Origin of the sequence: Aminobacter sp. P9b, from assembly GCF_045345995.1 — a bacterium.
Classification (GTDB): Bacteria; Pseudomonadota; Alphaproteobacteria; order Rhizobiales; family Rhizobiaceae; genus Aminobacter; species Aminobacter niigataensis.
This window is the reverse complement of sequence record NZ_CP150082.1, coordinates 3,327,933-3,351,031: the sequence shown is the minus strand read 5'-3', so window position 1 is coordinate 3,351,031 and position 23,099 is coordinate 3,327,933. Positions and strand designations below refer to the sequence as shown.

Below are 23,099 nucleotides of genomic sequence, written 5' to 3'. Positions count from 1 at the left end.
ATCGGTTCAGCGGACTGAGCGCGGACATGGCCGGCCCGTGAAAGCGGTTATTCGCAGGCGTATCTGACACGCCCGGTCGGACCGGTGATGGCACGGCAAGACATCGGCTTGGCGCTGCCCGCGGCACTCTCGGAAGCGCGGCGCGGCGCACGTGTCAACGGGCGCGGGCCAGGCTGCTGGGTAACGAAGCGGATTTCCGGACCCGCCGGGAAGGACGCGGCTTGAGAGCTTTCGCTGGCAGCGCGCCTGGCGTCGTCGTCCTGCCAGAAGCGCCTGGAGTCCATCGGCTTGGGAATGATGACAGTTCCGTCGGACGAGCGGCTACAGCCGCCGACCGTCGTGGCCGAAAGACATAGGGCAAGCGCGGGAGCCAATTTCCAACTTAAACTCATGCGAGTTCTATATCGCGGTCGGCGGCGGCGATAAAGTACTTGCAATCAAGCCGTTGTGCTAATTCGCAAAATTCTTCTGCGACAGCAAAGTGGGCATGTGAAAGCAGGCGAGGGGCTGTTCTTCATTGGTAACCACCAGCAACTCGCCCGAAGCGTCGATATCGAGCCCTTTCGGCCCGCCTTCTTCTGGATTGTGGCGCCCTTTTTGAAAGGTTTGGTCGTCAATGACCCTGAAAGAAAGCACAGGCGCATATTCGCCGGACCAGCCGTTACCGGCACGGCGGTAGACATGTACATAAGGCGAGCCGGCGTCGGCGACATAGATCATGGTGCCGTCAGGCGAAAATCTGAGGCCATGGGGGTAGCCGACTCCGGAAAGCGTAGCGACATGAGCCGACCGGCGATCGAGCCGCTTTCGGTTGTCGAACAGAAGCACCGAATGCGTCATGTGGTTGCTGATGGCGATCCATGCCTTGTCAGGGCTGATTGCGATGCCATCGGGGACATCAAGCCCTTGCTCCAAAAGAATGGAGTTTCGCGGTAGCGACCAGGCACTACCGAGCCTGACGACGTGTCTCGTGACCCGGTGCTTGTAGTTGTTGCATACGAAAAGTTCGCATCGTCCATTGCCCATGGTCGACACGCATACGGAGCCTGGCGTGGAAATACGTCGGCTGAGGCCAGCGCGACGGACGAAACGCGACGGCGATAAATCGTGGACGCGCTGCGACCCTGAACCGGCAGGCAGATCGAAAACGGTGACTGCACCACCGCGGTTGGCCACCACCAGTGTCCGATTGTCGATGAAATCGAAACCATGCGGATCCTTGAGGTCGGGCGAATGCAGCTCGAAATAGTCCCTGACATGCAGGATCGGCTTGCCGGCAGAGCGGACGATCTCGATGTCGAACAGCAGGCACATGCTCCTGCCGAAGCCAGCGAGCGCGAGGCGCCGGAAATCAGGTGAAAAACGCAGGTCTTCCGTTCGGCCGAGGCGCGCGATGACCTGCCTGACATGCTCCGCCACCACGAGTTCAAGGTCGGCAGGCCTGTCGTCAACGATGATCGTGCGGTTGGGGACGGCGATATTCATGTGCGGCGGTCCAAAGCCGGTCCTTGCCCCGATGATGGCGGACCGCGCGATTGCTCAGCGGTACAAATCATGACTGCGGGAGTCGTGACAAGGTGTGTCGCATCAGCAATTGCTGAAATGCGAGCCGCAGCGATCACAGCGTGGTTTCCACCGACGTCAGGGTCTTGGCGATCGCCTGCTTGTACCTCTCGAATTCGGGGGACGTCTGCTTCACTTCTCGTGTGGTCGTAGGCGCAGACGGCTGCGTCGCGATCGCCGGTGCACGTCCGGTCATCTTCTTTTCGGCCCAGGCAACGACATAGCTTGCGTTCTTGCCAGTCAGAAACGGATTGGCCTTGATGACGACCGCTCCAAGGACGTCGGCAATCATTGCGTCGCCAGACGCCGACAGGATCTGATGCGCGCCTTCCATACCAAGGAAGTGGCACAGGTAGAGCCGCCCGGCAGTGATCTGGTGGCCCCTCTGCTTGAGATAGGATTCACCCTCGCGGGCGAGGTTGCGCACCATTTCGCGCGAGATCGTCGGGTCGAAGCGCAGTTCGAGCAGTTCGGCAGTCGACAAGGTACTGGCCAGGTCGGGCCGGTAAGTGTTCATCATCCTGATCCAGGTCTTGGAGATGAATTGCCCCAGGCCTGTCGCCGACGACAGCGGGTTCTTGGCGCGGGCGCTGCCGCCGCTTTCGACGTGGATGATGCGGTTGGTCAGCACCTCGATGGCTGAATCGTCCGAGGAAGCCGTCACGACGGTGGTCGCGGCCACGGTGACCGTGACCGTGCCGAGCGGATCGACGGCCTGGCCGTCCTGGTAGAGCTCGAAATGCAGATGCGGGCCGGTCGACAGGCCCGTGGTGCCTATATAGCCGATGACATCACCTGCCTTGACGGTGGTTCCGACGCTGATGCCGTCGGCGAAACGCTGCATGTGGGCATATCGGGTTTCGCGATTGTTGGCGTGAGTGATGCGGATGAGATTGCCATAACCCTTGCCATCGCCCTCGAACGCCACCTGGCCGTCGAAAGCTGCGGCGATCGGCGTGCCGATGGGCGCTGCCCAGTCGACGCCCTTGTGGATGCGGACCGTCTTCAGGATCGGATGCTTGCGTGGCCCGAAGGTCGACGTCATGACGCCATTGACCGGCGTGACCATGCCATTCGTTGTCGCCAGAGAGCGAACCTGGTCGTCACCGCTGACGCACGAGAACTGACCGTCGCTCTGCAGGAAGACGAAGCACTCGAGCTTCTTGTCGGTGCCGTGAACGCCGACATACAGCACGCGGCCGGCGAGACCGTCCTTGCCGCGCGCCGTTTGCGAATAGAGCAGGATCAGCCGCTGATCTTCGGTCGCAAAGGCGTTCAGGTCCTGGCCGCGCGACAGGTACATGATCGCTTCGCCGAGCACCCCGGTGGGGACATTGTTACGGGCGGCTGTCGAATAGATGGCGTCGAGCAGGCGGTACTGGCGCTTCTGCGCTCCTGCCTGCGGCGCACCGGAATAGTTGAACAGGTCGTCGCGCACCCACGGGTCGACACCGGAGGCGAACTGACCGGCGGCATTGCGGGCAAGCGTGCCTATGAATCTGTTCATGGCGTAGACCGAAACCTGCATCAGCGCCATTGCGGGCGCGCCACGTCGTGGCCTGAAGCCGCGCAGGGCGACGACATAGCCGGGTTCGAGGTTTTCCAGCTTGAAGAGCGCCTTCAGGGCGTCGCTTGCCAGCCTGGCTTCGGCTGCGGGGAAGCGTGCTTCAAGGGCCACGCTTTCGAGAGTGCGGTTGGTGAGGATCTTGACGAAGATGTCTTCGGTCGCCTCGAACCGCTCGGGCTCCGGTGTCACGGTTGCCACGCTGGTGTTGTTTTCGACGGCGGTCTTCTCGAATGCGGGCAGGGCAGCTTCGCCCTGGTCGATGGTTTCGCCCCAGCCTGCGCCGAGATCGGCTGCGTCATCGCCCTCTGGCTCGATCTCGTCGAGATCGGTCGCCGAGGGTGGTGCAGGCTGGATATCCACTTGCTGCCCTGCAGCAGGCTCGGTCACCGCGCGCTGCGCCTGGAAGAAGGCAAAGTCTTCCTGCGTCGACGGGATGGCAGTCATGAAGCGTTCGCTGGAACTCAGCATGGTGTCGGAGAGATATTCGATACTGGGCGAGATACCGTCCTCGACGAGGTCGAGGGGACGGGTCATGGAACGGCGCTTGGTTTCGCCTCCGGCCTCGTGCGCCAGGTTGATCCACATCGGATCGCCGGCGAGGTCGACAATGGCTGGCACATAGATGGCGGCGTCCGGCGGGACTGCGTCCACGTCCTCGGTCGGCGCGAGATCGCCCTCATATTCGCCTGGCAGCCAGTAGCTGGAGGTGAAGTAGGCGGCCGAAGCAATGGCGAGCAACAAGACGATGCCCGCCGCGACCGTTACCTTGAACTGGCGTTCACGCTTGCGCCGCGCCAAACGCTCCTGCTTCTGCAACTTGAAGCTGGCATCGATGCCGTGCGTCATGGCGAGCGCCCGGTGAGAAAGAAGGTCCAGCGCGCCTGGTCGAGCGTGTCGACCTCAAAGAACCGTGCGGCGATGTGGCCGCGCTGCCAACACTCCTCGATGCCGCGCACGGTGAAGCGCTTGCGCTCGACACACATGTCGGTCGAGCCGCTCAGGATCGCGTTGCCGAAGACATCCGTGGCGTAGATGTAGACGTAGCGGTTGGAGAGTTCGTCGCGGATGACATTGACGCACTGGTTGGCACCGATGGTCCACCAGCCGTCGGTCTGGAAGGCCCTCTCTACCTCCTGGCCGACGGCAAGATTGACGACGTCGAGGGTCTGATTGCAGACGGTGAACTCAGCGCGGGCCTCGGCGGGCGCGAACAGCAGCGACAACGCCGCCACGCATACGGCGGCAAGCATCACGCGAGCCGCCGTGGCGGCGCGCTCGAAAATGGTCGCGTCGTGTCGCCGGCCTCTATCGGCCTCCCGCCAAAATTTCAGATGATGCACTGTCGGTCGCGCCCCGAATCCGCACTAGCACAATGGTGACGTTGTCCGTTCCGCCGCGCGACAGCACCTTCGCGAGCAGGTCCTCGCAGGCGGCCTGCGGCGTCGCCGACGCCACCGAAGCCTCGATCTCGGCATCGGTGACGTGCGCGGTGAGACCGTCGGTGCCCAGCACGAAGACATCGCCGGGGCGGATTTCGCCCTGGCGGAAATCGACCGCGATATCATCGCTGACGCCGATGGCGCGGGTGATGACATTGCGCCGCGGCCAGGTGCGCGCCTCGGCTTCGGTTATCGCGCCGCGGTCGAGCAGTTCCTGCACCTCGGTATGATCGCGAGAGACCTGGGAGAGCTTGCCGTCACGCACCAGGTAGACGCGGCTGTCGCCCAGCCACAGGCAGGCGAACTTGCCGTCCATGACCAACAGGGCGGCGACGGTGGAGCCAATGGTCGCGCCACGCTGGTCCGAGATGTCGCGGATGTCGGAATGCGCCTTGCGCAGGCGGTCCTCGAAACGCGCGCGCAGGTCAGGCGCGGAACTGGCGATGCCGATCGTTGCGAGATGCTCGATGATGCTAGCCGAGGCGACTTCGCCGGCATCGTGGCCGCCCATGCCGTCGGCGACAACCCACAGGCCGCTGCGCGGCTCCATCAGGTAGCTGTCTTCATTGATCTGGCGGACGCAGCCCTTGTGGCTTACGCCATAGCTTTCGAAGGGGAGGGCAACATTGCTCAATGGCCTCAAGCGCTTCTCGAGCGCCCCTCTGCGTTGCGTGGAAACGCTCGCGCCCGCCAGTCTGCCACAGGGCCGGGCATTAGAGTATCGAAATCAACATGGCGGCGTGCCGTTGCGCCGGGTCAAAGGCCTTTCGGACAGGTGAAGCCGGAGAAAGCAGGGAGCGCAAATGGATTGCCCGGCGGATTGACCTGGACCGTGTAGGCGACGTCGCGGCCCCCGATGACGAAACGCAGCTCAAGCTTGTCGCCGTTGAGGCTGGAGGTGCCGGCATCGAGCAGACGCTTGAGGGCCCATGGCCCCTCGAACCTGAGGGCGGAGACGCGCCCGGGCAGTTCCGGCGTCAGGCTGAGATTGGCGGAGCCGGCGGTCTGGCTGCCGGGCCAGGTGACGGTGCCGGGGCTGCTGCCGTTCTGATAGCTCTGCACGACCTGGCCATTGACGTCGAGCAACGCCATGTCGGCGTCGCCATGCAGTGAAAATGGGGTGAAGGTAATATTCACCGCCGGCGTCGATCCGCCAAGCGGGAAGAACGCGTCTCGGATCTCTGCGGCCAGTTGGAACTGCTTCAATGTCGATTTCGACAGGCCACGGCCGAGGCGGGACTCCTGCTTCCATTGCCATTCCTGCCCCGACATGTCGGCGAACGAGGCCAGATTCTGCGCGAAGAAGCGGTCGAGGACGCCGCTGGGCGCGAAAAGGCGGGAAAAATCGGCGATGGGCACATCCTGCGCACCGCCACCGCCGAACGGATAGCGGTTCGCGATCGCTTCCTCGCACGGACCGCTGACGGTCTGCTCGAGCATCTGGCCGAGCTGCGCCAGCGAGGTTTCGGCAACATCGCCTTCGAAATCGTCGGCTGCGGCGTGCACCATGCGCGCCAGCGTCTTCGGCAGGCGGGAGGCGTTTGCGCGGAGGTTGGAAATCTGCAGCTGGAGGTTGGCATTGACGCGGTCGCCACGGGCAGGGGCGGCGGCCGATACCGTGAGGTTCTGATAGATGGCGTGGAAATTCTGGATCAGCGCATCGATGGGCCGTTGACCGGGACGACCGTCGACCAGAAGCTGGAACGGACGGAACTGGGCCTCGATATTGGCGCCCGGCACCAGCGTCGGCGTGTTGGCAAAGGCGGCTCCGGCCCGGCTGCTCGATTTGCGGCCAGCGAGTTCGATGCCGATGCGGGCGAGCCCGTCGGCGCGTTCGTCGACGTCCGCCACAACGGCGCCGGTGGCGCGGGTCAGTGCGGTTTCCCTGGCGATCGCCTCGAACAGCTGTGAAAGCGGCGAACTGGGCGACCCGGCTGCGGAAAGAGCCAGATATTCGGGTTTGTCCCCCGACATGGGCTTGAACTTCAGCCTGTCGAGCGCCTCGTTCCATGTTCGCGCGAAGTCGTTGCTGTAGCGTTCGAGCAATTCGGGACCGAGCCTGAGCAGTTCCTGCTCGACATCGCCTTGTTCGGCGCCTGCACCAAGCACCCACTGGTCATCAGCCAGTTTTTGCGCGATGCCAGCGAGCTGGTCGAGGTAGAAATCGTTGAAACCGGCGTAGCTGTAGAGGCCCGGGATACGAAGGCTGGACAGATCGCTGCCGTCGATTGTCTCGAAAATGAGTTTCGCTTCCGGTCCGCCTCTCGCGGCTACGGAAAAATCGGTGAGCGCGGCAGCCGAAATGGCCGACAAAATCAGGGCTGAAGCGCGGTCGGCAACCGTCATGCGGCCTAGCGCGCGTTGGGCTGCCTCGACAACGGAGCGGTTGAGCTCGATCGATGGGTTGAACTCGTCGTCGAGCGCCAGCATGGCGCGCAAGTGCTTTTCGAGGATGAGGCGGCCCTCGCGATTTTGCGGCCCCGGATAGCGGTTGCGCTCCCAGTCGGCTTTCATCCACGCAACGATCTGGTCGTCGTCGGTCCCGGGTGCCTTGCCGCCGAGCATGAGGTAGATCTTGAGCGCTTCGTAGAGCGCCGTCGGATCGCTCATCCGCGCTTCCAGCACTTGTTCCAGGCGCAGCAGAAGCCGTGGCCGAAGCATCCTTTCCAACGCCAACCGATAGGCAGCGGCAGTTGCCGAATGGAGACGCGGGCGCTGGCTCATGCCCAACATTTCCGGTGCCGGCGTCGGCTCGTCGCGGCTTTCGTAGCCGGCAGGCAGGTTGCGGACCTCCTCCAGGGCATCGATGACGTTTTCGAGGTCTGTGTCGGCCACCGCGTCGGCCGTCAGCAGCGCGCTGGCCGATGAACGATAGTGTTCGGCGGCCTGGTCCGTGGCTGCGATCAGGGTCTTGTTGGCGGTGTAGCTGACCGCCATGGCCGCGAGCCCTGCGGTTGCGAGCAAGGCAATGGCGCCGAGTCCGGCATAACGCGAGAGCCTGGCGCGCCGGTCGGCGGCATCGTCGTGGGAGACCCATCCGGCTTCGGCGAAAATGACCTTGGCAAGCAGATCGTGCAGGAAGAAGCTCTTCCCCGTGCCCGACATCTGGCTGGTCGAGGCGGTGCCGAAGCTGCGTCCCATGGCGCCGAGAACACGATCGATGGGCGTGCCCTCCTGCGTGCCGGAGGAAAAATAGAAGCCGCGCAGGACGGCACTCGACTGCCGGGCTGCCGGGTCGAATACGCGTTCGAGAAAATCCGTGATGCGTTGCCGCAGCGAGCCGAACTGCGCGACAAAGCCGGCCGATGAAATGCGCGCGAGCGGATCCGGTTGTTCCTGGAGCCGGTCCGGAAGCTCTTCTGACAGGCGCTGCACGAGCGCGTCGAATTCGGCCGGCGCTTCGCCGACCATGGGCTTGCGATAATCCTGGGCCTGGAACGTGGCGCCCCAGACGATGCGCCGCCGGTCTTCGTCGAAAGCGCCGAAATATTCCATGAAGCCAGCGACCAGATCGGCCTTGGTGAACAGGACGTAGATCGGATACCTGATCTTCAGGACCTCGCTGATTTCCTGCAGGCGGTTGCCGATCTCGATGGCGTGCGCGCCGGCTTCCTGATCGCCAGGCGCCAGCAGATCGGAGAGGCTGATGGCCACGATCACGCCGTTGATCGGCTGCCCGCCACGGTGCTTCTTGAGCAGGGACAGGAATGCCAGCCAGTCCTTCCGGTCGCCTTCGGCATCCGAGTCTTGCGTCGTGTAACGCCCGGCGGTGTCGATCAGGACCGCGTCGTCGGTGAACCACCAGTCGCAGTTTCGGGTGCCGCCGACGCCGGGGACCGGCTGAGCCGTTCCCGAGACGGCGAGCGGGAACTTGAGGCCGGAGTTGACCAGCGCGGTGGTCTTGCCCGCACCCGGCGGGCCGATGATGACATACCATGGGACCTCGTAGAGGAAGTTGCGCCTGCCGCTGGCACGCTTGAGCGTGGCGATGGCCTTGAGCATCCCGGTTTCGAGCAGCCCGGCATCGCCGCCGAAAGCACCACCGCCCACAGCCGCCGCTTCGAGCGCCCGTTGGGCCCTGCGCGCATGCAGCGCGCGCAGCAGGTAGATGCCAGTAATCGCGACTACGATCACGCCGATGACGACCAGCCGCAGCCAGTCGGCAGAAAACGGCCGGCTGCCGTCGACGACAATCAGCGGTCCGCCAAACCACACGGCCGCGCAGAGGCCGGCCAATGCGAGCAGGCCGATGATCCGCCACAGCCAGGCCGTCATGGGCTCCACCGGAAATAGCCGCCGCCGTTCATGGTGTCTCCTCGCGCCGGAGCATGATGTCGACGCGGCGGTTCATTGCCCGTCCGTCCGGGGTGGCGTTGTCGGCGATTGGCTGATCCTCGCCCTTGCCCTCGGGGGTGAGCCGCGATGCGTCGCCAAGTCCTGGCGCCAGCGCCTTGGCCACCGCCTCGGCACGAGCAACCGAAAGGTCGTAGTTGGACTTGAACGTGCCCGACTGGCGCGGCTTGACGTTGTCGGTGTGGCCGACGACCCTGATGGCGCCTGGTTCGGCCGCCAGCACGGCGGCAATGCGGCCCGCCAGCGGAGTGAATTCCGGCTTCGTTTCGGCCTTGCCGGTGTCGAAGAGCAGCGCACTGTTGATCTCGACGGCAATGTACACGCCCTTGACCTCGACGCTCAGGACGCCGCTCTGCATGTCTTGTGCAAGCGCCGAACGGATGCGTTCGATCTGCGCACCCGTCGCCACCGGCGCTACGGGGGCCACCGGCGCGGCTGGCGCGACTGGTTGCGGCTCTACGGCCATCGGCACGAAATCCGTGCGCTGGATGGCGACCTGCGTCGTAGGCGTAAGAGCCAGGAGCTTGGCGGCGAGCGCCTCGCCCTGGCTGGTGATGTCGCCGCGCATCCAGAAGAACGCGCCGGTGACCAACGCGATGCCGGCAGCAGCAACCACCCAAAGCGGGAGCCGGGTCGGACGTTTTCCCGCCATGGCAGCCATGCCTTGCCAGTGCGGAGAAATATCGTCGTCGGGGCGCGGCCTGAAGTAGCGCAATGCGGCGTAGACGTCCTGGCGGACGGTCTCCAGGCCGTCGGCCTCGCCTGCGGCGCTGCGGAAAGGTCCCTGGAAGCCGAGCGACAGGCAGGCGTGCATGAGCTCGAGCAGGTCGCAGCGCTCCGCCGGGTCGGCCAGGACCGAATTGAGTGCCTCGAAGAAACCGTTTCCCGGAGCCTCAATGCCGTAATATTGCTTCAACAGGCTGTGTGGTGCCCAGCCTTGCTGGCCGATCCCGGGCAGGTTGGCGATGACATCGTCGGCGGTTTCGCAAAGCGCGTATCTGGCGATGTGGACGTCCTCTTCGGCGACGCCTGCATCAGTTGCTTTCCATTCGAACTCGTCGATGCATGTTGCGACATGCTGGGCCAACGCAACCGCATCGACCTCGATGCTCGTCGATCGGAGATGGCCGAGCAACATCAGCAGCGGTGCCGCAGCCGCCATGATGGGGTTCGAGGCGACAAACCGGAGACTGTCCACGGCATCGATCAGCGCGTCCTGGGAGATGCCCGATCGCGCCGGCGGTTTCTCCTGCTTTGCGTCATGTCGCGCCGTGTCCGGTTTCTGATCGCCGAACGGCACGCCCTGATAGATCACCGTACCGGCAGGGGGGTCGGCGTCCGCAGTGTAGATGATCGTCGGGTTGGGAGCGGAGCCGGGCTGATCCGGCCTTGGCGCGCGGCGCGGCGATCCGCGAATAACGGTTCTGCCGTCGGAGCCGGAAGGATCGTCCTTCGAACTCATCGCCGATCACCCGTGGTTCGCGCGGCGCCCGCCCGCATGCCGGCAGGCGCCTCCTGTCAAGCAGCATCGCTTGACTGGCCAACTCTCGGAGGCATGGTAGTGCAAGGGCCCGCCGATGGGAACCGGGCGCCGGGAGCAAGGTCAACGGCGGCTGAATGCCGGACGCCTACTTCTTGCCGGCGGACTTGGCATAGGCCTCGCTGAAATAGGCGAGGAACACGTCGAGCATGCCGTTCTCGTGCGCCTGCTCCCTGGCTTCCCACGTGGCGACGAACAAATCCCAGGCGCGGCTCTTCTTGGACACGAAGGACGAGCCGGGGACCTTCCGCTCTATCGCATCGGGAGACAGCTCGGAAAGCAGGCGGGCGAGGGCTGCCTGCATCGCCGCATAGGTGGCGAGTTCATGGGTCTTGAGGTCGCGAAATGCCTCCTCGATGCTGTGCTTGGCGTCGAGGTAGCCGGAGCGGCGCTGGGCGAACATGATCTCGAGGATTTCTTCCGAGCGCGGGACGAACTTCAGCGGATTGTTGTCGACGCCGCCGATCATGGTGCGCTGGCTGCTCTTGGCCAGAGCCTTCGCAGCGGCGCGCGCCTTGAGCAGCAGGGCAAGTTCGTCGACCACGGCACGCAGCACCGCGCCGACCTCGGCGGCGACATCCTTCGCATCGCGCTGCAGGAAGACCTCGGGCGAGACGCCGGCGCCGGCGGCAATCAGCCGAAGCAGTTCATTGGCGTCGATCTGGGGAGCATGGACAGGCGGCTGGACGGCCTGCTGGACCGGTGCTCGGGGCTGGGAGCGCGGCTGCCGTGCGGGCTGGACGGCGATGCCAGCCGCTCCCTGGCCATTGGCCGTGTCGGCGAAAAACGGGTCGCCGGACTGGGAAGGCTGCCGGGCGGGATAGCCGGGATCTTCCCGCTGGGGCGGCGGAGCGCCCCAGTCGCCCCATTCGCTGCCGGCAACGCGTGCGCCGCCTTCCTCGATCGATACGGCGACGATGTAGCGTCCGATCCAGATGCGGTCGCCGTGGCTGAGCGGATGAGGATCGGAAAGGCGCTGGTCCGATCCGTTGACGAAGGTTCCGTTGCGCGACACGTCGTAGAGCCAGAAGGTGCCCCTGTCGTAGCGGACCTCGCAATGCAGGCCGGAAATGAAAAGATTGGGATCGGGCAGGTTCCAGTCGCGATTTTCACGGCCGATCGCGAAGCTGCGACCATCGGAGCTATAGCTCAGCGGTCCGCCGTTGGGCAGCCTGTCGACATTCTCGATGGTCAGACTGATGAACATCCGAAATTGCCCGCCAACTCGACTGTTTCCTGCAGCCTCGTTCCAATTCACCCTTTTATTCTAGCAGTTTGCGGCGACAACGGCACAGGGGCATTTCGAAGCCATCGGCCGCGCCCGTTCCATGTGCCCGCTTTGGCCGGCCGAAAAACTTGTGCTAAGCTTCGAAGCTGAAGTCCGGCCGTCCCCGGAGAGGCACGACGCCATGGCTAACGATCGCGCGACAGTGGTCCGGACTCCCCTTGGCGGCGATACGCTGACTTTCACCCATCTCGTCGGTCGCGACGAAGTCAGCCGCTGTTTTTCCTATGGTGTGGGCTTCGTCAGCAGCGACGCGGAGATCGATCCGCTGAAGATGCTCGGTGGCGCCGTGTCGATCGAAGGCGAGTCCGATCCGAAACGCTGGTTCAGCGGGCTGGTTTCGGATTTCCGCCTGACACGGATCGAGGACCGGCTCGCCTATTACGAGGCGACCATCCGTCCGTGGCTGTGGTTTCTCGGCAATACAACCGACTGCCGCATCTTCCAGAACATGAGCATCATCGAGATCGTCGAGAAGATCTTCTCGAAGTATGGCGCGGCCAAATTCGACAAGCGGCTGCAAGGATCGTATCCGCCGCGCGACTATTGCGTGCAATATGACGAAACCGATCTCGATTTCGTGCAGCGACTGCTCGAGCACGAAGGTGTCATGTATTTCTTCGAGCACGATGACGGCGAGCACAAGCTGATCCTTGCCGACGCCATGAACAAGCTCAAGCCGCCCAAGGGCTATGAGAAGGTGCCGTATCATTTCGAAGGGCAGGGCACCCGGCGCGACGTCGAATACATCACCGAGTGGATTCCTGGCAGTTCGGTGCGTCCCGGCGCCTACGCCCACACCGACTACGATTTCAAGAAACCCGGCGCCGACCTGATGGCGAAGTCCGAACAGGCCTTCGGGCACAAACTCGCGGACGGCGAGAACTACCGCCAGCCGGGCACGCATCTGGATGTCGGGCGCGGCGACAGCATTGCTGCGGTGCGCCGCGAGGAATTGCAGGCGGTGCACCAGCGCATCGCAGCTGCGGGCACGGTGCGAGGTCTCTTTTCGGGCTGCACCTTCAAGCTCGACGGCTTTCCGCGCGAGGACCAGAACCAGGAATATCTGGTGCTGAGCGTCGAGTACCGGATCTTCGACCCGAGCTATCACACCGGGATCAAGACGGAAGGCGACAACTTCACCGTGGTTCTGGGCGTGGCGCCGACAAGCCTGCCCTACCGTCCGCCGCGCATCACGCCTCGGCCGATCATGCGCGGGCCGCAGACGGCGACGGTTGTCGGGCCGTCGGGCGAGGAAATCTTCACCGACGAATATGCCCGGGTGAAGGTGCAGTTCCACTGGGACCGCCTGGGCAAGAAGGACCAGAACAGCTCCTGCTTCGTGCGGGTGTCGCAGACCTGGGCCGGCAGTGGATGGGGGTTCATCCAGATCCCGCGCATCGGCCAGGAGGTGATCATCGATTTCATCGAGGGTGATCCCGACCTGCCGATCATCACCGGACGGGTCTACAACGCCTCCCAGATGCCGCCCTACGGATTGCCCGGCAATGCGACGCAGTCGGGCTGGAAATCGGACTCTTCAAAGGGCGGCGGCGGCTACAACGAGCTGATGTTCGAGGACAAGGCCGGCTCCGAGTTGGTCAATTTCCAGGCGCAGAAAGACCACAACCTTCTGATCAAGAACGATCGAACGAAGCTCGTGCAGCACGACCAGTCCGACCGCATCGATCACGACGCCAAGCATTCAGTCGGCCACAATCTGGATGAGGACGTCGGCAACAACAAGACGGTCAAGGTCGGCGTCGACCAGAAGACCGATATCGGATCGAACGACACCGAGACGGTGGGTTCCAATCGATCGCTGACGGTGGGATCCAACGAGACCATCGGCATCGGCTTGAATTCGACCGAGACAATCGGCGCCAATCATGCGCAGACGGTGGCCATCGCGCAGGCGATCACGGTCGGAGCTGCGCGCGTCGACACAGTCGGGGCCAGCGAGACGCGCACGGTCGGAGCAGCCCAATCGAACACGATAGGCGCCAGCCGCTCGGTGAGCGTGGGTGCTGCCCAGAGCCACAGTATCGGTGCCGACGACAGCTGGCAGGTCGCCGCAAATCAGACCGTGCAGATCAGTGCCGACCAGACATTCGAGGTCGGCGGCGCGAAGTCGACGACCATCGGCAAGGCGCGCAGCACCAAGATTGCCGATGGCGACACCACCGAGGTCGGCGGCGATCGTGCGCTGAAAATTGCCAAGGGCAGCCTGGTTCAGGTCGCCGAAGGAGCTGCCATCAAGGTCGGCAAGGACCTTCTGATCGAGGCCGGCGACTCCATTCTCATCAAATGCGGCTCGGCTGCCATCTCGATGAAAAAGGACGGCACCATCAACATCGAAGGCAAGGACATCACCGTCCTGGGCTCGGGCAAGATCAACGTCAAGGCATCGAGCGACATCACCATGAAGGGTTCGCAGATCAAGCAGAACTGAGGGCGGGTTGGATGACAAGGATCGCGAAGCGCATCGACGGGGTTGTGATCGGCATGTTCCTCGGCTTCGACGGGGAGGCGCCGCTCGTCGTGTTCCCGGGCAATGCCAAGGAAACGGCGGTGCGGGCGCGCAGCCTGACGGCGATGAGTTCGGACATGATCGGTGCCGAAGTGGCGCTTTTGTTCGAGGACGGGAATGTCGGCCGGCCGCTCATCGTCGGGCGCATCGTCGACCCGGCCCGCAAGGCACAGGCGCCGCAGGTCATCCGTGACGGCGAACTGGTCAGGATCGTCGCTGAGGAACGCCTGGAACTGCGCTGCGGCAAGGCCACGATCGTCATGGAGAAGGATGGCCACATCACCATTCGTGGTACCTATGTCACCAGCCACGCCAGCGCCGCCAACCGCATCCGCGGCGGCTCGGTCAATCTGAACTGATGCCAGCGCCGGTGCTGCGAGAGATCGTAAGACAGCACGCCGAAATGGCGGCGTTCCTGTGGACCGTCTACGATCATCACCTGCTGCATCCGGACGAAAATCCCGACATGGACGAGGTTCGCCTGGCGCGGCTTGTCGAACGCCTGGAAGCGCATCTCGACGGGTTGCGCGTGGCTGGGGAGGTCGGGCGCGAAATAGCGCAGGAACGTTACGCGGAATATCCCGAGGCGGGGGAACTGTTCGTCGTCAGGATGCTCGACACGAAACGACCGATCCGCGTGGGAGAACTGGAACTGGAAAAGGTCAGGGAATACCTCGCGGCGAACGGGGCAGTACGTCAGAGATAGCGTTTGGTCATGTCGATCGCCTGGATATAGAGATGGCCATCGTAGCCGAATTCGAACCCCGACCAGGTGCTGCCGTCAAAAACAAAGACCTCCTTCCATCCGGTGACGACGAGCAGTTCGTCCGACGGTTGCATCGCATAGGCAAACCCTAGAGCCCGGAACTTCTTCAACTTTCGGTCGTCCTGAACGAAAAGCCCGAAATCGTTGTCGCCCCAGTAGCGAGCGCCCTGGAAGTCGCAGATCGACATGAAGTCGCTGTCGGGCGCCTTTATCTGCTTCAATTCGCTGTCGCGGTACTCGAAGCAAAAGCCGTCTTCGCAGCCGATGCTGACCGTGCCGTCGCCGGACACGTGGATGGCCTGAATGGAACGATTGAAATCGAGCGGGATCTGGCGCCAGCTGTCGCCCACCAAGCGCAATAGCGTGCCGTGGTCACCCGCGACGTGAAGCTGCGAGGCGGATGGCCCGTGCATCGTCCTCAGGAACGCTGACACCAGAGGTTTGATCGGATGCCACTCGCCTGCCTCGAACCGGCAGACGCAACCGTCCTCGCCATAGGTGAACAAAGGTCCGCCCGGCGGCAGGAACAATTTGTGGAAGAACGGTTCCGGCGCCCGCGCGGTGGTGTGCGCCGTGCCGCGCAGGAAGTGGGTGAGACCGCCCACTTCCTGCAGGACATGATCCCGTGGCGAGGTGCTGATATGCGACAGCATCTGGTTTTCCAGCTGCAGCACGATGTCGAACCGCGCCTGGCTGCCATTGAAATCGACCAGCAGCAAGTAAGAGCGTCCACGCTCCCTGTACTCGTCGCTCAACTCGACTGACACTCCAAACTGTGTGCCGCCGACGTGGAACGCCCGCATCGCCTCAAGGTAGATTTGATCAGGCGGGATCTGTTCGATGTCCTTTTGCCCCGTCATTTGACCGTCCTATGCCGCATGGTCCGCATTTCATTCAGTTCCTCCATGGTCTTCTCGGGAGGCGGTGGGCCGACGACACTCTGCATATAGGCCATGAAGACCATCGACAGGCACTTGGCGACCTTATCTTGCGTGGCGGGACTTGCGTCCCTGCACTCCTTGTGTTGCTCGGCGATCGACTTGGTGCCCTTGGCGACGGCACCGCGCAGCTTGGGTGATCTGCCCGTCTGAGCCATGCGCTTTTCGTTGTAGTCGTTGACAGCCTTGGTCTTGGTGTCGTGCGGGGTGTCTTTTCGGCTGCCCTTGCCGGTTTCCTGGAACCCGCCACCCTTCTTGTGCTTCATCGAGCGGATGCAGACGCAGGGCGCCCTGTGGACGCTGTATTCCTTCCACTGATCATAGGATGTATTGCTCGCGCGGTCGGCCTGGAAATATTCATTTCCGACATAGTGCTCCGACTGATAGCCCTTCGGGCACTTCTTCTTGTTGTGAGGATGCAGTCGCAGGTTCATCTTCTTGAGAAGCTTGCCGCAGGTTATCCCGCCGACATTCATCTTGAGCACGTGAACCCAAGGCGGTGTTCCCGCCTGTGGCGAGGCATGATCGTTGGTCGCCATGTCGGTGAAGCGGATGACCGGCTCGCCGTCGAACTTCACGTCGCTCGACCAGGAATGGAAATACTCCTTTCCGGTGTTTTTCGACGTGATGATGTTCTTTTTCGGGGCACAACCGGCCTCAGTACCGGTCGTCTTCGACAGGTAGGACTTGTTTTTGATGTTGACGGTCTTGCCGGCGATCTTGACCGTGCCAGTGCCCTCGTCGGTATCGCCCGACATGCCGAAGCTGGGGTAGGGGATGGGTACGCCCGGCGGCGTCGCCGGCGTCTGGGGAGGGGTGAAGCAGGTGTCGGGGAACGCAGCTATGGTCTTTCCGTCGCTACCCTTGCCCGAAATCTCCAATCCGTTGGCGTAAACGTTTGCCATCACTGCACACGCGCCGAGAAGACCGCTGCGCCACAGGCGCCGCTGTCGCTGGATGCCTCGACCAGCACCGGGGTGCCGCCCGAATATCCCTTGGCGGCGGCCGTCATTGCCATAGCGATCATGACCGGCACGACGGCCGCTCCGACATTGCCGAGCGACTCGGCCGGGGACCAGATGTCCTGGAAGCCATGTGCGCCGCGAACCAGCCGGATCGAGGCGAGTGCCGATTGCTTGAACCAGTACTGCTCTCCGATCAGGTCGGCGATCCTGTAGCCGAGCCCAGCCATCTCTATCCCGCATTCGGCGAGTGCATCTCGATATGCCGCAGTCATGCCGTCGCCGCGCAAGGGAAGGTGCGCGCCCTCTTCGTCGAGGCCATTGTAGATGAAGGCCGGTTCGCGGCTGAGGCCGAGCCCGGCGAGCTGAAAGGCGCCACGCTTCGCCGCGCCACAGAGGATGGCTGCCGCTGCCTCTCCGGGGATGAAGCCATTGGCGTTGTCCGGCGTCAGCAGACGGTTCTCTCCCAGGAAATGCGTGATCGTCCCAGAGGTGAGGTAGCTGTCCACGCCTGCAATGACGACGTACTCGGCCTCTCCATTCGCCAGCAACCGGGCCGCGGTTCGCAATGCTGCGTGCCCCGAGGGCCTTCCCTCACTGATGACGCGCGTGGGGCCGTTGGCTGGCCTAGCCAGCAGGGCGCCAATTCGCTGCACGAGCCGCGCATTGTCTCCTACGGGGCTGCCTGGGCGGTCCGCTTCGGCGACGCAAAGGATCAGATGTGTTGCCGCAGCGCGTGCCTCAGGCAGGGCATCCAGGCATTCGCGTATCGCTGCCGCCGCCATATAGGCCATGCGCCTTTCGCCCAGCATTTCGTGGGTGATGGGAACCGGAGCGCCGACCACAGGCTCGTCGGGTCCGGATTGGAAGCGCGTCTCCTGGAATCCGTCAAGACGTGCCCGCATCGCAGCGCAGGCGGAAGGGGCATCGAGACCGACGGCCGTGACCATTCCGCAGGCGAGAATGGCGAGCTCGGCTGTCATGCGGCATCCTGTTCGTCGTCCATGAATTCCTTCTGCGTCGCCACGTCTCGAACATACTCCTTGCCCTGCTTCCGGGCCCTGAGCATCGTTTCGGTTGGCGGGCCTATCCAGGCCTCCTCGAACTCCGTGATGATCTTCAGTATCCGCACATCTGCCCGCCACACCATCGACAGGCGCCGGTTCTCGGGATCGAACAGCAATGTGTCGGGCAAGATCGCGCGTTCAAGCACCTTGTCGCCGTCGCGGAAGATCGTCATCGGCAGGGCAGTCTGTGGAAGAGTGAACCAGGTCTTGCCCTCGGGCGTCAGGTTGACGAGCACCACCTCCTCGCCGCCTTTCGGCGCATCGACCTGCTGGTCGGGGGGAGCCATCTGGAAGTAGCGTTCGTCGAAATCCGGCGGCAGGAACGGGAAGATGTTCTTTGCCCAGTTGTCGTCGTAAGTGCCGCCATATTCGATGCGGCCCGGCCAGCCGCGTCCCATCGGGCCGAAGCTCATCGGCTTGTATTCGCCGAAGGGCGAAGCGATGTCTTCGCCGATGGCCTGCGTGTTCGGCAGCCTGAGGCCGGGGATCAGATTCTGGTTGCGGGTGCGAGCCCAGCCGGTGCCTACGGGATTGTGCGTGTAGCTCGCAGGCAGCTTGTCCTCGGGGTCGAGGCGGTCGGTACCGCCCCAGGCGGTGTCATAGGAAAAGTGCTGGCGGAGAAATGGCTGCGGTGCGGTTGCCATGAACAGCGGCCCGCGCGCGCGCCATTCGCGGGTGCCGACCACCTCGAAGAGCTTTTGCCAGGCGCCGAGCTTGATGCCCACCGGCACACGTTCGGCCGGGCGGCCGCCGGGCGCGTAGGCGCAGCCATTGGCGATCACGTCGCAGCGCGGCTTGCGGAAGGCGAAGTCGGTTTCCCACAGCGTGGCCGAATAGCCGGGTGCGCCGGTGAGGATGTCGGCCATGACAAGCGGCACCTGCTCGGCCGACTTGCGCACCGGCCCGCCTGGGGTGTCCGGAAAATCGAACGTGCCCTTGACCACCACGACGATGTATTCGCGGGCGTCCTTGTCCATGCCCATGGTGAATTCGTGCACGAAGCCGGTCTGGTTCCAGATCTGCATCAGTTGGTCTCCCAACTGGCGGCGAGCAGCCGGTCCAATGCCGCGCGCGGCTCTGCCGGGTCGACCTCCATCGGCACGCAAATTCTCGTCCAGAGCAGCATGCCGAGAACGACTTCGCCGTCGGGTTCGGTCGGCGGGAAGGGCAGCCCGGCGAGTTCGCGGGCAAACTCGTCGGCACCGACTGCGCCATGGCGCGCTGCCTCGGCCACAGCTTCGACATCGTCGAACCAGTCCGACGCAGAGATGGCCAAGCCGGCCAGGGCAGAAGAAGGCGGGGCCGCGACAGTCAGCGGAAAACTGCGGCCGGCGCGGTCGCCACTTGGCACGACGATGCCGGCCATCGGACCGTTGGCCTCATTACCGAGCAGGAAGCGGAGGGCAACTTCGTCGGGCCAGAGACCTGACGATTGCAGCGGCGCCAGATGGCTTGCAACCCAGCGGTCCCATGCGCGCACGAAGTCTCCCGGAAGGCCACGACCGACGAAATCGCCGGTCGCCGGGATCTTGCCGTAGAAGCCGGTGCCTAGATGTTCGACGGGCACGTGAACCTCTTGAACATCTGGAGGTTGTAGGGGTTCTCCACGCTTGCCGCCTTGAGCTCGAAGTCGGCATAGAAGTTCTTGGCGCCCAGGCGCAGATTGTAGACGTCGGAAAGGGCCGTGCCGGTGAAGCGGCCCTTGGTGAGCAGCCTGAGCCAGGCCCAGCTGCCGGTTTCGTTGACGATGACCTCGGGCGAGCCATCGATCGGCTGGAAGGCGAGCGAAATCGTTCCGGTGCCATCCTTGCCCGGCCAGGTCATGGGCTGCGGGCGGGTGGCGTTGTTGAAGTAGACAAGGCTCTGGCCATCGAGGTTGAGCGTCACCCGGGTGACGGTGGGCGACAGATCCTTGGGCTCGAGCGTGAAGCTCATCAGCGGTCCCGTGCCACCGGGGAACAGGTCGTCGCGGATGCGCCGCGCCTGTTCGAAGGCGGCGAGCGCAGAGGCGTCGAGGCCGAAATCGGCCCGCCATGTCCAGGGCTGCTTGGCGGTGTCGACATAGCTGATCAGATGATCATTGGTGAAGGCGTCGATCAGCCCGCCGGGACCGAACAGGCGGGCGAAGTCGCGGACGTTGACGTCGACGGCGCTTTGCGGGCTGAAGGGGTAGCGGTCGGTCAGCGCCGCCTGGCAGAACGGCAGGATGTCGGCACGCCAGATGGCGTTGAGCTCGGAGGTGACCGCCTTCTCCGTCAGGCCGCTGGTGTCGCCGGCGATGCCGCCGAGCCAGTCGTCGATGGGATCGGGCAGGATCTGCGCCTGGCGCGCGACGGCACCCGTCAGTTCGGCGAGGCCGCCCTGTTTCTTGATGGCATCCTGCGGGTCGGGATTGGCGGTGACTGTCTGCAGCACGTTGGAAAGCGCGGTAAGCGCGACGACGGCCGCATCGAGCATAGGCGGCTGGCCATCCACCTCGGCGACGGCGCCCTTGAGCGGCTTGAAATGCTCGGCGACGAGCGTGCCGGTCATGTCGACTTCGGCAGCCGAGCCGGCACGCGGCAATAGCTTGGCACCTGCCTTGGCGAGCTTGCCGACCTTGCCGAGCTTGCTGAGCAGCTTGTTGGCGCCCTTGGCCGCGGCCTTGTTGTCGCCCGCAGGCTCGTCATCCGATCGCACGAGGTCGGTTTCGTGGACCACCGCCGTGACGAGGCGCTTCAGCGCTGAATCGGCGCTGGAGAGATCCTTGAGGTTTTCGCTGGCAACGTTGAGGTCGGTGAGGGGCGCCAGACGGATATCGCGCAGCAGGCTGTCCCACTGGGCGATGAAATCCTCGTAGTAGAGCTTGAGGATGTCCTCCGACAGCGCCGACACTGAGGTTTCGGAATTCTCCGCGCAGCCGCCGGCAAAGACAGCACGATCGAGCGCCGCCTGGGCGGCGACCTCTTCCAGCCGGTCAAGGATGACGTCGTGGAAGCCGGCATAGGTGAATGCACCCGAAATGCCGATACGCATCGTCTTGTCCGAACGCCGGGCAAATACCTTGGAGCCGTTCGGGCCGGCGAAATTTGCCGGAATCCACTCTTTCAGTTCGGAGACTGCGGGGTCGGCCAGCAGTTGCTTGTAGGCGCGCGCCGGCAGGGAGATTGTGCAGACGCTCTTAAGCGCTTCCGCGACCAGCGCCGGATCGGGAGCGACGTAGCTCGCATCGACGGTCATGCGGCGGATGGCAGCGAGCTGGTGCTCTTCGGCATCCGGTGTCGGGAAGGGCGCCACAGGCGCGAATTCGGGGAGGTCGTTCACCCACCATGCTTGCGCGAAGTCGGGGTCCATCTGCGACAGCCCGGTCATCATGCGGTAGGTCTTGAGCGCACCCAGCATGAATTCGGGATCGCGGACCTGGCGCCACATCGTCGTTTCGAGCAATGCCACCATGCGCGGTTCGAGGATGTTGCGCAGGGCGTGGTTGTATGTGTCGGCCTGCGCCCGCAGGAGTTCCGGCGATGCGGTCGGCCCGAGCAGGTCGCGGACGCCGCTTGGCGGTGCTGTGCGGGCATTCGCCACTTCCGTGACCGCAGCGAGCGCGACGTCGATGTCTGGCGCGTCTACGGGCGCCGGCCGGGCAGCCAAGGGTGCGAGCGGCGCCTGCAAAGCCTCGAGCTGACCCGCCTGTGCCGCGATGGCGTTGCGGTTGTCGTAGTAGGACAGGCCGAAGAGCGCGCCTGCCAAGAGCACGGCTGCTCCTGACGCAGCGGCCGCCGCGCGCCAGATCCAGGTGCGGCGACGTTGCGCCACCGGATCGAACATGCCGAGGCCGGCTTCCTTGAACACGACTTCGGTGAGCAGGTTCTTGAGGAAGAAGCTGCGCTTTTCCACCCGCGGCGAGGCCATCGTTCGCCTCGGCGGCAAGCCGAACGACGAGGAAAGTGCAGCGGTCAGCCGGTCGATCGGCGCGCCTTCCTGCGTTGCAGATGTCAGGTAGACGCCGCGCAGCCAGGCGCTGTCTTCGTAGCGGCTCTCGCCGAAGATATGTTCGACCAGCAGCCGGACGGGCTCGGACAGGCTTTCGACCTGCGCCGGGAAGCGGAAGATCTCGGCCCGGGCGGCGAGGGCGTCTTCATCTTCGAGGCGCGGAACAAGCCGTTTCTCGAGTTCGGTCGCCAAAAGCGAGATCTCGCTGGCCACCATCTTGCCGTCGACGCGCGCATCAGGTGCGAATGTCGCGCCCCAGACCTGTTCGCGGGCGGAGGTGGAGAGACCGCCGAAGAACGGCTCGAAGCCCTTGATCAGGTCCGCCTTGGTCAACATCAGATAGACCGGCAAGCGGATTTCCAGGCGTTCGTTGAGTTCGGCGAGGCGGCGGCGGATCTTGCGGCCATGCGCCTTGATGGCTTCGTCGCCCTCGGAAAGCGCATCGATCGAAAGCGCGACGATGACGCCGTTGAGCGCCCGCCTGCCACGATGTCGTTTCAACAGGTCGAGGAAGCCCAGCCATTCGGCGGCATCAACGTCGGGCTGGCTTTCCTGCTGGACGTAGCGGCCGGCGGTATCGATGAGCACAGCGTGTTCGGAGAAGAACCAGTCGCAGTTGCGGGTGCCGCCGACGCCCTGGATGTCGTCGGTCAGGTCGATCGGGAAGTTAAGGCCAGACTGGCGCAGCGCCGTCGTCTTGCCGGTCGCAGGCGGCCCGACGATGACGTACCACGGCATCTCGCGCAGGAACTTGCGCCCGCCGAGCTTGCGGCGCTTCAACTCGTCCATCAGCCCCTGGAACTTGGCGCCGACCGCCGCAACGCTTTGCTCGCCCGGGGTGAGCGGCTTTTCGATCGCCGGGGCGGCGATCTCGGCGACAAACACCCGGTTGGCGCGGATGGCCCTGCGCTGGGCCAGGATCAGCCAGATGAGCCAGAGGATGACCAGGCCGGCGATCATCGCCATGCGCACGGTCTCGGACGCAAAGGGCGTGCTCTGGCCGACCGCCACGATCGGGCCGAAAACCCAGATGATCAGCGACAGCAGCGTCAGGCCGATCAAGGTCCAGAGCCACCGCGATGTCAGTACTGCCCAGAGGAAGCGCAGGATGAACATC

General features: G+C 63.9%; 16 protein-coding genes. 3 read left to right on the top strand and 13 right to left on the bottom strand.

The window, feature by feature from the left end; all coding sequences use genetic code 11:
- Window positions 1-450 precede the first annotated feature (450 nt).
- The 7 genes from WHT83_RS16495 to tagH form a co-directional block, all read right to left on the bottom strand.
- On the bottom strand, window positions 451-1,485 hold the full coding sequence (locus WHT83_RS16495; protein WP_406871779.1) for a YncE family protein: 1,035 nt from the start codon (window positions 1,483-1,485) through the stop codon (window positions 451-453).
- A 133-nt stretch (window positions 1,486-1,618) separates the two neighbouring features.
- Window positions 1,619-3,976 carry a M23 family metallopeptidase gene (locus WHT83_RS16490; RefSeq protein WP_406871778.1) on the bottom strand — a complete coding sequence of 786 codons (2,358 nt, stop codon included), beginning with the start codon at window positions 3,974-3,976 and terminating at the stop codon, window positions 1,619-1,621.
- Window positions 3,973-4,380 (bottom strand): DUF1036 domain-containing protein, encoded by a 408-nt coding sequence (locus WHT83_RS16485; protein WP_108608102.1) that lies wholly within the window; start codon window positions 4,378-4,380, stop codon window positions 3,973-3,975. Before WHT83_RS16485 ends, WHT83_RS16490 begins: the two co-directional genes overlap by 4 nt.
- Window positions 4,381-4,435: 55 nt before the next feature.
- Window positions 4,436-5,203 (bottom strand): PP2C family protein-serine/threonine phosphatase, encoded by a 768-nt coding sequence (locus WHT83_RS16480; RefSeq protein WP_406871777.1) that lies wholly within the window; start codon window positions 5,201-5,203, stop codon window positions 4,436-4,438.
- A 122-nt stretch (window positions 5,204-5,325) separates the two neighbouring features.
- A complete protein-coding gene (gene tssM, locus WHT83_RS16475; RefSeq protein WP_406871776.1) occupies window positions 5,326-8,844 on the bottom strand; it encodes a type VI secretion system membrane subunit TssM in 3,519 nt (1,172 codons plus the stop codon).
- A gap of 28 nt (window positions 8,845-8,872) precedes the next feature.
- On the bottom strand, window positions 8,873-10,384 hold the full coding sequence (gene tssL / locus WHT83_RS16470) for a type VI secretion system protein TssL, long form (protein ID WP_406871775.1): 1,512 nt from the start codon (window positions 10,382-10,384) through the stop codon (window positions 8,873-8,875).
- 166 nt (window positions 10,385-10,550) lie between these two features.
- Window positions 10,551-11,669, bottom strand: a complete 1,119-nt coding sequence (gene tagH / locus WHT83_RS16465) for a type VI secretion system-associated FHA domain protein TagH (RefSeq protein WP_406871774.1) — start codon at window positions 11,667-11,669, stop codon at window positions 10,551-10,553.
- A 202-nt stretch (window positions 11,670-11,871) separates the two neighbouring features.
- Here tagH and WHT83_RS16460 point away from each other — a divergent pair, with 202 nt between their 5' ends.
- Genes WHT83_RS16460 through WHT83_RS16450 form a run of 3 tightly spaced genes read left to right on the top strand, consistent with a single transcriptional unit; the run spans window position 11,872 to window position 14,983 of the window.
- Entirely contained in the window at window positions 11,872-14,199 is a 2,328-nt protein-coding gene (locus tag WHT83_RS16460; RefSeq protein WP_183261146.1) for a type VI secretion system Vgr family protein, read from the top strand.
- An 11-nt stretch (window positions 14,200-14,210) separates the two neighbouring features.
- On the top strand, window positions 14,211-14,636 hold the full coding sequence (locus tag WHT83_RS16455) for a DUF6484 domain-containing protein (protein WP_406871773.1): 426 nt from the start codon (window positions 14,211-14,213) through the stop codon (window positions 14,634-14,636).
- On the top strand, window positions 14,636-14,983 hold the full coding sequence (locus WHT83_RS16450; RefSeq protein WP_108608109.1) for a hypothetical protein: 348 nt from the start codon (window positions 14,636-14,638) through the stop codon (window positions 14,981-14,983). Before WHT83_RS16455 ends, WHT83_RS16450 begins: the two co-directional genes overlap by 1 nt.
- Here WHT83_RS16450 and WHT83_RS16445 read toward each other — a convergent pair.
- From WHT83_RS16445 to tssM (WHT83_RS16420), 6 genes are read right to left on the bottom strand one after another with little or no spacing between them, the layout of a single operon-like run.
- Complete coding sequence (locus WHT83_RS16445) at window positions 14,974-15,903, bottom strand: hypothetical protein (protein ID WP_406871772.1); 930 nt, start codon at window positions 15,901-15,903, stop codon at window positions 14,974-14,976. The two genes, WHT83_RS16450 and WHT83_RS16445, sit on opposite strands and share 10 nt — an antisense overlap.
- A complete protein-coding gene (locus tag WHT83_RS16440) occupies window positions 15,900-16,886 on the bottom strand; it encodes a DUF4150 domain-containing protein (protein ID WP_108608111.1) in 987 nt (328 codons plus the stop codon). The genes WHT83_RS16445 and WHT83_RS16440 overlap by 4 nt, the downstream gene beginning before the upstream one ends.
- Window positions 16,886-17,926, bottom strand: coding sequence for a beta-ketoacyl synthase N-terminal-like domain-containing protein (locus tag WHT83_RS16435; RefSeq protein WP_108608112.1), 1,041 nt, complete (start codon window positions 17,924-17,926; stop codon window positions 16,886-16,888). Before WHT83_RS16435 ends, WHT83_RS16440 begins: the two co-directional genes overlap by 1 nt.
- Window positions 17,923-19,035 (bottom strand): DUF2169 domain-containing protein, encoded by a 1,113-nt coding sequence (locus tag WHT83_RS16430; protein WP_318761666.1) that lies wholly within the window; start codon window positions 19,033-19,035, stop codon window positions 17,923-17,925. The genes WHT83_RS16435 and WHT83_RS16430 overlap by 4 nt, the downstream gene beginning before the upstream one ends.
- Window positions 19,035-19,577, bottom strand: coding sequence for a type VI secretion system-associated protein TagF (gene tagF / locus WHT83_RS16425; RefSeq protein ID WP_406871771.1), 543 nt, complete (start codon window positions 19,575-19,577; stop codon window positions 19,035-19,037). The genes WHT83_RS16430 and tagF overlap by 1 nt, the downstream gene beginning before the upstream one ends.
- Entirely contained in the window at window positions 19,559-23,098 is a 3,540-nt protein-coding gene (gene tssM / locus WHT83_RS16420) for a type VI secretion system membrane subunit TssM (RefSeq protein WP_406871770.1), read from the bottom strand. The genes tagF and tssM (WHT83_RS16420) overlap by 19 nt, the downstream gene beginning before the upstream one ends.
- Between the last annotated feature and the right edge of the window lies 1 nt (window position 23,099).

Bases quoted from the DNA above. Each gene is read 5' to 3' on its own strand.
- WHT83_RS16495 (WP_406871779.1), bottom strand. From the start codon at position 1,485: ATGAATATCGCCGTCCCCAACCGCACGATCATCGTTGACGACAGGCCT.
- WHT83_RS16490 (WP_406871778.1), bottom strand. From the start codon at position 3,976: ATGACGCACGGCATCGATGCCAGCTTCAAGTTGCAGAAGCAGGAGCGT.
- WHT83_RS16485 (WP_108608102.1), bottom strand. From the start codon at position 4,380: ATGCTTGCCGCCGTATGCGTGGCGGCGTTGTCGCTGCTGTTCGCGCCC.
- tssM (WP_406871776.1), bottom strand. From the start codon at position 8,844: ATGACGGCCTGGCTGTGGCGGATCATCGGCCTGCTCGCATTGGCCGGC.
- tssL (WP_406871775.1), bottom strand. From the start codon at position 10,384: ATGAGTTCGAAGGACGATCCTTCCGGCTCCGACGGCAGAACCGTTATT.
- tagH (WP_406871774.1), bottom strand. From the start codon at position 11,669: ATGTTCATCAGTCTGACCATCGAGAATGTCGACAGGCTGCCCAACGGC.
- WHT83_RS16460 (WP_183261146.1), top strand. From the start codon at position 11,872: ATGGCTAACGATCGCGCGACAGTGGTCCGGACTCCCCTTGGCGGCGAT.
- WHT83_RS16455 (WP_406871773.1), top strand. From the start codon at position 14,211: ATGACAAGGATCGCGAAGCGCATCGACGGGGTTGTGATCGGCATGTTC.
- WHT83_RS16450 (WP_108608109.1), top strand. From the start codon at position 14,636: ATGCCAGCGCCGGTGCTGCGAGAGATCGTAAGACAGCACGCCGAAATG.
- WHT83_RS16445 (WP_406871772.1), bottom strand. From the start codon at position 15,903: ATGACGGGGCAAAAGGACATCGAACAGATCCCGCCTGATCAAATCTAC.
- WHT83_RS16440 (WP_108608111.1), bottom strand. From the start codon at position 16,886: ATGGCAAACGTTTACGCCAACGGATTGGAGATTTCGGGCAAGGGTAGC.
- WHT83_RS16435 (WP_108608112.1), bottom strand. From the start codon at position 17,926: ATGACAGCCGAGCTCGCCATTCTCGCCTGCGGAATGGTCACGGCCGTC.
- WHT83_RS16430 (WP_318761666.1), bottom strand. From the start codon at position 19,035: ATGCAGATCTGGAACCAGACCGGCTTCGTGCACGAATTCACCATGGGC.
- tssM (WP_406871770.1), bottom strand. From the start codon at position 23,098: ATGTTCATCCTGCGCTTCCTCTGGGCAGTACTGACATCGCGGTGGCTC.